The organism is Paraburkholderia sp. SARCC-3016, from assembly GCF_031119615.1.
Taxonomy (GTDB): domain Bacteria; phylum Pseudomonadota; class Gammaproteobacteria; order Burkholderiales; family Burkholderiaceae; genus Paraburkholderia.
In genome coordinates this window covers 1-9,982 of record NZ_JAVHZD010000071.1, presented here as the reverse complement: position 1 = coordinate 9,982, position 9,982 = coordinate 1, and the positions used below count along the sequence as shown (strand labels likewise).

Here is a 9,982-nt window from a genome sequence, read left to right as displayed (position 1 = left end):
TAGCGCGGCGCCCTCAGATAAAAAACTGGGGAAAATTACTTCGACGAAAGTGGGGAGTATCTATCCGACGCTGACAGAACTGCTCGGTCGAGAACACTTCGCTACCCGCGAGCAGGCGCGGCGACGCATATTCTCCTTTCTGGAAGGCTGGTACAACATCCGTCGCCTTCACAGCAGCATCGGCTATTGCTCGCCGCTCGAATTCGAAAACCTGCATGCGCAGGAACAAACATCATCGTCGCGCGGGTTGCCCACCGGCGGGCAGCGTCATGGTCGTGACAGGCGACCCGCCGCCCGCCCGTGGACAACCCGCGACTCAACGCTTAACGGAGGATCAATATCGTACTGATCTCAACTGCAAATCTGGCCGTTGAAGCGGGTCAACCTCACAGATCTATCTGTGCTTCTTCCTCGATGCCCGTATGGACAGTTTCCTGGCAGGACATGCCGGCGCCTTCGAAGCATGGTCCGGGGTCCCCAAGGTTCTGCTTTACGATAACCTGCGTAGCGCCGTGCTTGAGCGTCAGGGCGATGCGATCCGCTTCCACCCGACATTGCTCGCGTTCGCCGCGCATCATCGTTATGAGCCGCGTCCGGTGGCTGTCGCACGGGGCAACGAGAAGGGGCGCGTTGAACGGGCAATCCGCTTTGTACGCGAGAGCTTCTTTGCCGCTCGCAGATTCACGGACCTCGACGATCTCAATGCCCAGGCGGCAATCTGGTGCGCAGGACCCGCTGCTGAGCGGCCCTGCCGCGAAGAACCCATGATCACCGTGCGCGAGGCCTTCGGGCGCGAACAGCCCAGCCTGCTCACGTTGCCGGAGAATCCGTACCCGTGTGAGCTGCTTCTCGCCGTGAAGGTCGGCAAGACGCCCTACGTGCGCTTCGACCTGAACGACTATACGATCCCATATACCCATGTGCGACGCACGCTCACGGTACGCGCTGATCCCCGGCGCGTACGCATTCTCGACGGCGCCGATCTGCTCGCCACCCATGAACGCAGTTACGATCGCGGCGCGCAGATCGAGATTGCCGCACACATCGATGCGCTCGTCGCAAGCAAGCGCGAGGCCCGTCACCATCGCGGTCTTGATCATCTGGCCCGGGCTGCGCCGGCCAGCCGGACCCTGATGCTGCACGCCGCTGAGCGTGGCGGCAATCTGGGCAATATCACCACGCACCTGCTGCGACTGCTCGACCGCTATGGCCCCGCCGAACTGCAGGCCGCGATCGAGGAAACCCTTGCCAGCGACGCGGCGCCTCATCCCAATCCGGTACGTCTGGCGCTTGAGCGCCGGCGCGAGGCACGGCAGGCCCCGCCGCCAGTCACCCTCATCCTGCCCGAACACGTGCGCAGCAAGGACACGCTGGTGACACCACACCGGCTCGACATCTACGACCAGCTTGCGGGTGGCGCCGATGAACACGCCTGAGAACCTTCAGGGGCGCGCGAACGCCCTGCGTCTGTACGAACTGCTCGCGCATTGGTCCGATGTGGCCGCCGAACAGTGGGTCGCGCCGCTGTTGCAGTGGGAAGAGGATGAGCGCGCCCGCCGATCACTGGAGCGACGTATCCGCGATGCACGCCTGGGCAACTTCAAGCCGCTGTGCGACTTCGACTGGAACTGGCCCACGCGCTGCGACCGGCTTGCCGTTGAAGAGCTGATGTCGCTCGGGTTCGTCAGGGATACCGCCAACGTCGTGCTGATTGGCCCGAATGGTGTCGGCAAGTCAACCCTCGCGCTCAATCTCGCCTATCAGGCGCTCGTGCACGGTCACACCGCGCTGTTCACTACCGCCGCTCAGATGCTCGGCGAACTGGCCGCACTGGACAGCGATTCGGCGCTGCGTCGACGCCTGCGTCGCTATGCATCCCCTGACGTCCTGGTGATTGATGAGGTCGGTTACCTCTCGTACCCAAACCGCCACGCCGACCTGCTGTTCGAACTGGTCAGCCGCAGGTACGGCTCGGCAAGTACCGTGGTCACCACCAACAGACCGTTCTCCGAATGGCACGAGGTGTTCCCGCACGCCGCCTGTGTCGTCTCGCTCGTTGACCGGCTGGTCCATCGCGCCGAAGTCATTGCCATCGAGGGCGAATCCTACCGGGTCAAGGAAGCGCGCGAGAGGGCCGAGCAGCGTGCCAGCAGACGCAGTAGCGCGCGTGCGGAGAAGAAATCATGAAGCGCCTGGCACATCTGCCTTCGGGCATTACCCGTGGGCTCGACTTCCTGATACCGGACAACTGGTCGCCCGCACAGGCGCTCGCCGTCCTCGAACTCATTGAGGATCTGCGTGCGCGGATCTGCATGCTCTATGACCTCGCCCTGCATGACCTGCTGCGCGAACAGTATTCCCCTCCCGAGGATCCCAATCCCAACGACATCGGCGATCCATTCTGACTGGGACCGGCCACCCAGACCGAGCCCGTCAACGGCGCTTCATTGTTGACGGTCCTGGTCAACCTTGCGCCGCCATTTACGTGCGGATTTACGCCGCCGTCAACACTAATCGCCGGCACCGCCATCTGGCTCTCCCGGTTCGGGCGAGATTCGCGTGATGTACCCGTATTTCGCGAATTTGGGAGCGTTACATATGGTTGCCATGAGATGCTACCGGCAGTGAAGCCGTTCGATAACGTCAATCAAGGCCAGATGTCACCTCCTATCGTCACTTCGTATGCGCGTGCCACACATGTTCCGCTGTACCGTACAGAGGATGCGGATGAAAGTCGCGTGGCGAATCCCTCGCGCGAGGAGCGCTTTGCTCGCGGGATTGCTCCGTTCAACGGAAGGCAGACTGCGGGGCATCGCCCGCGCGCTCCCTTGCCCGGAAGATCTGTACCGGCCACGGCAAAATATGACGTGTCTCTGCGCGAAGGCGTCCCCGATATTTCTCCTACGAGACGGTGGGAAGGGTATTCAATTGAGCCGCTGAGCCCGCAGTCACCCATGGAAGATCCGGCACGGTCGTTGCACTCAGGGTTCGCGGTGCCGAGCCAGCACTCGCACCCCATGGCCCCGCCCTTTAACGACGTCCTGAGCGCGGCTGCCTATGGCACGCTGGGATCGCAACAATTGCCCATGCAGCATCTCACACGGTCAAATCGTCGGGCATTCGTGACGCCGGGCCCGTACGTGTTCGCCACAGCCGTGCCCCTCAACGGTGTCCCGATCGAGGCTGGGTATGGCACTTCTCTGCTGAGAATGCTGCAACTTCCCATGCAGACGCTGGCATCGTTAATAAGCCGGGCGTTCGCGACGCCGAGCCCGTGCCCGTTCCCCGTGGCCATGCCCTTTAACGGTGTCCCGGGCGCGGCTGGATTATACACATATCAGCCTTCCCCTGCATCGTTCTACGTGCAGCCCACCGCCGCCCATATGCCTCCGATGGTGAGGGCGGTTTCAAATGGCTACGCCAACGGGCCAGCAGCGCCCTGGACGCAGCCTGAGTTCAATTCGAATCGGCCGCCTCCGCAATTCGGCAGTGTGTCGCCGCAACCTCATGCCAGCACGGCAACTCCCTTCACGACGCGGCCCCAGCAGACAGACGCGGCGGCGGCAGAGGTCGGAATCGTCGATCCGCGGGAACTGAAGCGGCTCTTAGCCATGCATAGTGTGTCGCGGGACTATCCGACGGCCAAAGCGGCGCTCCGTAAATTGCCACGTGAGACGCGTGAACGCGACCGTTTCGTGCAGACCTTGGCCAAGCTCGAAGTAGATAGCGCCAACCGCCACGAGAGCTTGCGGGCTTATGACGCCAGATCGGATTCGGCATCGGCGCCCACGCCACAGGGCAGCGGCGCCTTGGCAAATTCTAGCGATTTTCATACCACGGGCGTGCCGCGGACCGTGGCGGATCGAAGGGAACTTGCATTGTCGCTAATCGATCACGACGCGGACGTGCACGCAGCGGCCTGGGCGGCAGGAATTGTCGATCCGCAGGAGTTGAACCGGCTCTTCGCCATACATAGCGTGTCGAAGGGTTATCAGACGGCCGAAGCGGCGCTCCGGGACTTGCCACCCGACACGTCCGACGATTTCGCGCATGCCTTGGCTGAGCTCGAAGTAGATAGCGCTAACCGCCACGAGAGCTTGCCGGCTTATGAACCCAGTGATTTTCATACGACGGGCGTGCCGCGGACTATGGCGGATCGAAGGGAGCTTGCATTGTCGCTGATCGAGCACGGCGCAGCCGTGCACACGGCGGCCCGGGCGGCCGGGATTGTCGATCCGCAGGAACTAGCGCTATTGGGTGGCCTCGGATAAAGTCCTCACAAGCCATCAGGCTGCTAAGGAGGCCGTACGCCAGCGGCTGGTGCCCGACACCCCCGACATTATCGGGGGAGATCGTTGCTTCGCTGGAAGGATGCCTCGGTTATGACTAATGGTCTGCGCAACAGCAAGCGGGATACTCAACCGATTTGCTCCCGCTTATCGCTAAACTAGAAACAGCACAATTTCTGGATCGCTAAGGATCGTCAGCTTGAACACCAATGATGAAATCAATCTGGCGTTGAATCGCGCGGGCCAGGTCGCAGCGAACCGACGCGTCGTGGTCGCGCTCATCGCGGAAAGCACGGTCGACTGGTGGGGCGGCAGTATTGACGATTGGGCTGTAGATGAAGCACTGCTGACCTCGAGCGCGGTGCTCAATGACTACCGCCAACTGGTGCGAGCATTCCGTATGCGAAGTCTTTCGACTGGGCACGCGGTGATTGTCTACCGGAACGGTAGTTATGCATCCGTGATGTTAGGCATTCGAACGCTGGTCGAAGCGAACCGCAGATTGGTCGAAGCGATGGAACTCGTGCGCATCCGCTCTGGGGGGCAGTGGCTGAGGATATAGATTCCTTCCCCACTCCCTCGCATGCATGTCTGTCCGAGTGTCTTGTCGTCGATCGATCAGTCGCAGAGTGTTGGCGGAACTCGATGACGGCGCAGCATTCGACCCACTATATCGCATCTGAATCTTGCGCGTGCAACTCGTCGTTAATGTCGAGCGATCTTTTCTGGTTCACTCCATGTGCGTATTGCAGCTCGAGCGTGTTATCCGACAGGCTCGCATGAGGCCGCTTGCGGTTGTACAACTCGATGTGTTCTGCAATGGAGGTAAGCGCCTCGTGACGGCCGTTCGCAATGCGATGCGCGGGTGAGGCATGATTGGGGGATGGGTTTGGCCCGGTGGAATCAGTCAGCAGATGCGGATGGGCCGCACTACCGGAGCAGTTTCGCGACGACGTTCCAGGGCAACAGTTCGTCGATGCGATTAATGGGATGATCGGCGATATGGGTCAGGACGTATTCGAGATAGGCGCGCGGATTGATGCTGTTGAGCTTGCATGTCCCGATCAGGCCGTACATCGCGGCCGCGCGTTCGCCCCCGCTGTCAGAGCCTGCGAACAGGAAGTTCTTGCGACCAAGGCTGACGCAGCGCAGGGCGTTCTCGGCAAGAGCGTTGCTGATCTCGATACGACCGTCCTCGCAATACAGCACGAGCGCATCCCACTGGTTGAGCGAGTAGTTGATTGCTTTGGCCAGATCGGACTTCTTCGATAGCGTCGCGAGTTTCTCCGTCATCCACGCCCTGATGAGTGCCAGCAGCGGCAAGCTTCTCTCCTGTCGTACGCGCAGGCGTTCAACAGCTGGTTTGCCGCGGATGTCGGCCTCGATGCCATAGAGTTCGCCGATCCGTTCGAGCACGTGCCTTGTTGCTTCAGTCGGCGTACGCACGTGAACTTCATAGAGATATCGTCTCGCGTGATCCCAGCATGCGGCCTCACGGATCTTGCCGCTTTCGTACAGTTCGTTGAAGCCGCCGTAGGCATCAGCCTGCAGGACGCCCTCGAATCCGGCAAGATGGGTCTGAGGATGGATGCCCCTGCGGTCCGGCGAGTATGCAAACCACACCGCAGCCGGATCCGTCGAACCCGAGCGCCTGTCGTCGCGCACATATACCCAGAGTCGCCCGGTCTTCGTCTTCCTGTTGCCCGGCGCAAGCACCGGGATCGGCGTGTCGTCCACATGCAGCTTCCAGGTGGCCACCGTGTGACGGCGCAATGCCTCGGTCAGCGGCTCGCAAAGAGCTTCGCACTGGCCAACCCAGCGTCCCATGCTGGCAGGATCGAGCTTTACGCCATCGCGTTCGGCAATCTGCGATTGCCGGTACAACGGCGCGTGGTCGGCGAACTTCGAAACGAGGATGTCGGCCAGCAGACTCGGGTGGGCGATGCTGCGCTCAATCGGCAGGCCCGGCATCGGCGGCTGCGAGAAGCGCTTGCAGCAGGTGCAGACCGCCTTGCGCCGGATCGTGCGAATCACCTTGAACATGGCAGCGACACGGGCGAGCTGTTCGGACACGTCCTCGCCCAGTGGCTGCATGGCGTCGCCGCAGTCCGGGCAGATCGACGCCGCTTCGAGCACGCGCTCTTCACGCGGCAGATGGGATGGCAACGCCTGCCTGGCAGAGGTGTCGCCGGCGGGCATGCCCGTACCCGATTGATGCGCGAGCAGCACGTCGGCAACGCCACGCCCGCCCGTCAGATCATCGAGCTGCGTTTCGAGCCGTGTGATCTCCCGGTCCAGTTGCTCGGACTTGCGGCCGAACTGCATGCGCCTGAATTTATCGATCTGCGCCTTCAGGCGCTCGATCTCCAGATCGCGTTCGGCGAGTTGAACGCGGGCCTCGACCAGCATGGCCTTCAAGGCTTCAACATCATCGGGGAGATCGGCGCCAGTCGACATACGGCGCAGTTTACGGAGCTTCGGTGCGGTTTACAACATCGACAGTGCCGCGCTTCGACGCGGCTGTCGCCAATCGATGCCTTCGAGCAACATCGACAGTTGCGCGGTCGTCAGATGAACCTTGCCGCTGTCGGCATTCGGCCAGACGAAACGGCCCCGCTCCAATCGTTTGGCCAACAGCCACAACCCATCGTCGGTAGCCCAAAGCAGCTTCACGAGATCGCCGCGGCGGCCGCGGAAGATGAACATGTTACCGCCCAGGGGATTCTCCTCGAGCACGGTTTGCACCTTTGCCGCCAACCCCTGAAACCCGCACCTCATGTCGGTGACGCCCGCGGCGATCCAGATGCGTGTGCCCGCCGGCAAGCCGATCACGAGCGCAGACTCTCCAGTACCGTGCGCAACGCTTCGGCGTCGACCACGCCATCCACCCTGACCACCGCTCGACCGATTCGCACTTCGATCGTACCGGCGGGCGCACCCGGCTTCATCACTGCCGCTTCGGCTAATGCCGCGGGCCCAATGTCGTTGGGTACATCGCTGACCACTGTCACCGGAATCAGCCTGGTCGTTTCGGCCTGTCGCTCTGCCTGATACCGGCGTCGCCACTTGAACAGCATGTTCGCGTTGATGCCATGTTCACGCGCAAGCTTCGAGACAGACACGCCCGGTTCGCATGCAGCCACAGCCAGCTGACGCCGGAACTCTGCACTATGGTTCGGGCGGCCCTTGCGGGTGCCCACGATGGTCTTCTCTTCTGGTGCCAAAATGATTCCCGCCACTTCAAAATGGTGGGAGCCACTATCGCGTCTCTATACGTTTAACTCAACAACGGTCGAAACGAGGCGCTTACGAGCGGCCACCGCGCACCATTGCACATCGCATCGGATGGCATCGCGTTGTCTGCGGACGGAAAAACGCTGTACTACTCGCCGTTGTCGAGCCGGCATCTGTTCTCAGTACCTACTGCATTGCTGCGCGATCGCAACGTGCCCGAGTCGGACGTCGAGGCGACAGTTAAAGACCTCGGTGAAAAAGGCGCCTCCGACGGGCTGGAGTCCGACGCAAGCGGAGCGGTCTATGCGGGAGACTACGAACGCAACAGCATTCGAAAGATGAATCCGGATGGCAGCTGGCAGACGATTGCTCATGACCCGCGCATCCTGTGGCCCGATACGTTGTCAGTTGGCACGGACGGATACCTGTACTTCACCGCGAACCAGTTGAACCGGATGGCACAATTCAATGGTGGGACGGATCTGCGCCGCAAGCCATACACGCTGTTCCGCGTCAAGGTCAATGCCTCGCCAGCGACATTGCAACCCTGATCGACTATCCATCCTCTCATCCATGAAAGCCGCAGATATCTTCAAGCATCGCGATGCCGCCATGTCACACCGCCAAGGCGACCCCAGACTGGCCGGCGCCGAGATCGTCGTCGCCGCATCGCGGGCTGAGGGCGTTGATACCATCTGGGGCTATCCTGGCGGTGCGGTTTTACCGATCTACGACGCGCTTGCCAAGGCCGAGTCGATCGAACACATTCTGGTGCGCCATGAGCAGGCGGCCGTGCACGCTGCCGACGGGTATGCGCGTGCCACCGGTCGCCCCGGCGTGGCGCTCGTCACCTCCGGACCGGGCGTGACGAACGCCATCACCGGCATTGCGACGGCTTATTTCGACTCCATCCCGCTGGTCGTGATCACCGGCAACGTGCCCACCGACGCAATGGGCGAAGACGCATTTCAAGAGTGCGACACGATCGGCATTACACGGCCCGTCGTCAAACACAACTTCCTCGTGCGCGACGTCGCAAATCTGGCCATTACGCTCAAGAAAGCATTTCATATCGCGTGCACCGGGCGGCCCGGCCCCGTCGTGGTCGACGTACCGAAGGACGTCGCATTGGCAACTTATCCGTTTTTCTACCCGGAAAGCGTGCCGCTGCGTTCGTACAGGCCTCATACTAAGGGCCATCCGGCACAGATCCGCACGGCCGCTGCACTGATTGCCAGCGCGCAAAAGCCGTATATCTACACCGGCGGTGGCGTGATCGCCGCAAACGCCTCACACCTCGTCAAGGAACTAGCGGAGGTGGTCGATGCGCCGGTCACCAATACGCTGATGGGTCTCGGTGGATTTCCCGGCACGGACCGACGCTTTGTTGGCATGCCCGGCATGCACGGCACACTCGAGGCCAACATGACGATGCACGAGTGCGACGTACTGGTGGCGATCGGTGTGCGCTTCGATGATCGGGTGATCGGCAACACCCAGCATTTTGCCAGCCAGCAGCGCAAGATCATTCACATCGATATCGATCCGGCCAGCATCGGTAAGCGCGTCAAGGTGGATGTTCCCATTGTCGGCGATGTGAAGCAGGTTTTAGTCGATCTGCTCGAAGTTTTGAAGCACACCATGCTCGACCGGAGTCGGCGCGCGGCATGGTGGTGCTCGATCGATACGTGGCGAGCCCGGCAATGTCTGGCGTATAGCGCCAGCGACCTCGTGATCAAGCCGCAGTTCGTGATTCAAAAGCTTTGGGAAGCGACGCACGGACAGGCTATTCTTTGCTCGGATGTCGGTCAGCACCAGATGTGGGCCGCGCAACTCTATCCATTTGAAGCACCGCGGCAATGGATCAACTCCGGAGGACTTGGCACTATGGGCGTCGGCCTTCCCTATGCAATGGGCGCAAAGCGCGCCTTCCCCGAGAAGGACGTGATCACCATTACAGGCGACGGCTCCATCCAGATGTGTATTCAGGAACTGTCCACCTGCCGCCAATATCACTTTCCGATCAAGATCGTGTCGCTGAACAACGGCTACCTCGGGATGGTCAAGCAACTGCAGCACGTGCATTACGGTAGCCGATACTCGCAGTCGTACATGGATGCGCTGCCTGACTTCGTTGCGCTTGCGCGAGCTTACGGACACTCGGGGTTTCGCATCGAGCGTCCGGCCGACGTCGAACCCGTCATCCGGGAAGCGTTGCAGACTAAAGACAGACTGGTCTTCATGGATTTCGTTACCGATCCGGCTGAAAACGTCTGGCCGATGGTGCCGAGCGGAGCGGCTCTGACCGACATGCTGCTGACTTCGCGAGACTGAGCGCTGGTCGCTGGCCCGTGTGAATGGCGGTCGGAATCCGACATTGGATGAGGTCGGTCGGAAGCCGTGGACGCCAACGGGTTAAGCAGCGAGCTGTTTCAGATAGTATCGCTGCGTGAATGCGA

The 9,982-nt window shown here is 61.3% G+C and carries 10 protein-coding genes and 1 pseudogene; 8 read left to right on the top strand and 3 right to left on the bottom strand.

Going from position 1 to position 9,982, the window contains the following annotated elements; genetic code table 11:
* The 6 genes and pseudogenes from QYH69_RS35425 to QYH69_RS35400 form a co-directional block, all read left to right on the top strand.
* Window positions 1-349 (top strand): IS3 family transposase (locus QYH69_RS35425; protein WP_308836280.1); only part of this gene is annotated, 349 nt, incomplete at its 5' end.
* A gap of 40 nt (window positions 350-389) precedes the next feature.
* A pseudogene (locus QYH69_RS35420) lies at window positions 390-1,436 on the top strand (IS21 family transposase); the annotation flags it as partial.
* Window positions 1,423-2,187, top strand: a complete 765-nt coding sequence (gene istB, locus QYH69_RS35415; RefSeq protein WP_308836279.1) for an IS21-like element helper ATPase IstB — start codon at window positions 1,423-1,425, stop codon at window positions 2,185-2,187. The pseudogene QYH69_RS35420 and the gene istB, both read left to right, overlap by 14 nt.
* Window positions 2,184-2,405, top strand: a complete 222-nt coding sequence (locus tag QYH69_RS35410; RefSeq protein ID WP_308836278.1) for a hypothetical protein — start codon at window positions 2,184-2,186, stop codon at window positions 2,403-2,405. Before istB ends, QYH69_RS35410 begins: the two co-directional genes overlap by 4 nt.
* A gap of 549 nt (window positions 2,406-2,954) precedes the next feature.
* Entirely contained in the window at window positions 2,955-4,271 is a 1,317-nt protein-coding gene (locus tag QYH69_RS35405) for a hypothetical protein (protein WP_308836277.1), read from the top strand.
* Between the two features lie 217 nt (window positions 4,272-4,488).
* Window positions 4,489-4,851, top strand: a complete 363-nt coding sequence (locus QYH69_RS35400; RefSeq protein ID WP_308836276.1) for a hypothetical protein — start codon at window positions 4,489-4,491, stop codon at window positions 4,849-4,851.
* Window positions 4,852-5,219: 368 nt separating this feature from the next.
* Here the strand turns inward: QYH69_RS35400 and QYH69_RS35395 are convergent, their stop codons facing one another.
* The 3 genes from QYH69_RS35395 to QYH69_RS35385 are packed head-to-tail and all read right to left on the bottom strand — an operon-like array spanning window position 5,220 to window position 7,528.
* Window positions 5,220-6,746 carry an IS66 family transposase gene (locus tag QYH69_RS35395; protein WP_308836275.1) on the bottom strand — a complete coding sequence of 509 codons (1,527 nt, stop codon included), beginning with the start codon at window positions 6,744-6,746 and terminating at the stop codon, window positions 5,220-5,222.
* A gap of 30 nt (window positions 6,747-6,776) precedes the next feature.
* Complete coding sequence (tnpB, locus tag QYH69_RS35390) at window positions 6,777-7,121, bottom strand: IS66 family insertion sequence element accessory protein TnpB (RefSeq protein ID WP_308836274.1); 345 nt, start codon at window positions 7,119-7,121, stop codon at window positions 6,777-6,779.
* Window positions 7,118-7,528: a transposase gene (locus tag QYH69_RS35385; RefSeq protein WP_308836273.1), complete on the bottom strand. Its 411-nt coding sequence runs from the start codon at window positions 7,526-7,528 to the stop codon at window positions 7,118-7,120. Before QYH69_RS35385 ends, tnpB begins: the two co-directional genes overlap by 4 nt.
* A gap of 90 nt (window positions 7,529-7,618) precedes the next feature.
* On the opposite strand from QYH69_RS35385, the gene QYH69_RS35380 reads away from it, so the two are divergent.
* Window positions 7,619-8,074, top strand: coding sequence for an L-dopachrome tautomerase-related protein (locus QYH69_RS35380; RefSeq protein ID WP_308836272.1), 456 nt, complete (start codon window positions 7,619-7,621; stop codon window positions 8,072-8,074).
* Window positions 8,075-8,135: 61 nt separating this feature from the next.
* A complete protein-coding gene (ilvB, locus tag QYH69_RS35375; protein ID WP_308836281.1) occupies window positions 8,136-9,857 on the top strand; it encodes a biosynthetic-type acetolactate synthase large subunit in 1,722 nt (573 codons plus the stop codon).
* Window positions 9,858-9,982: the final 125 nt, after the last annotated feature.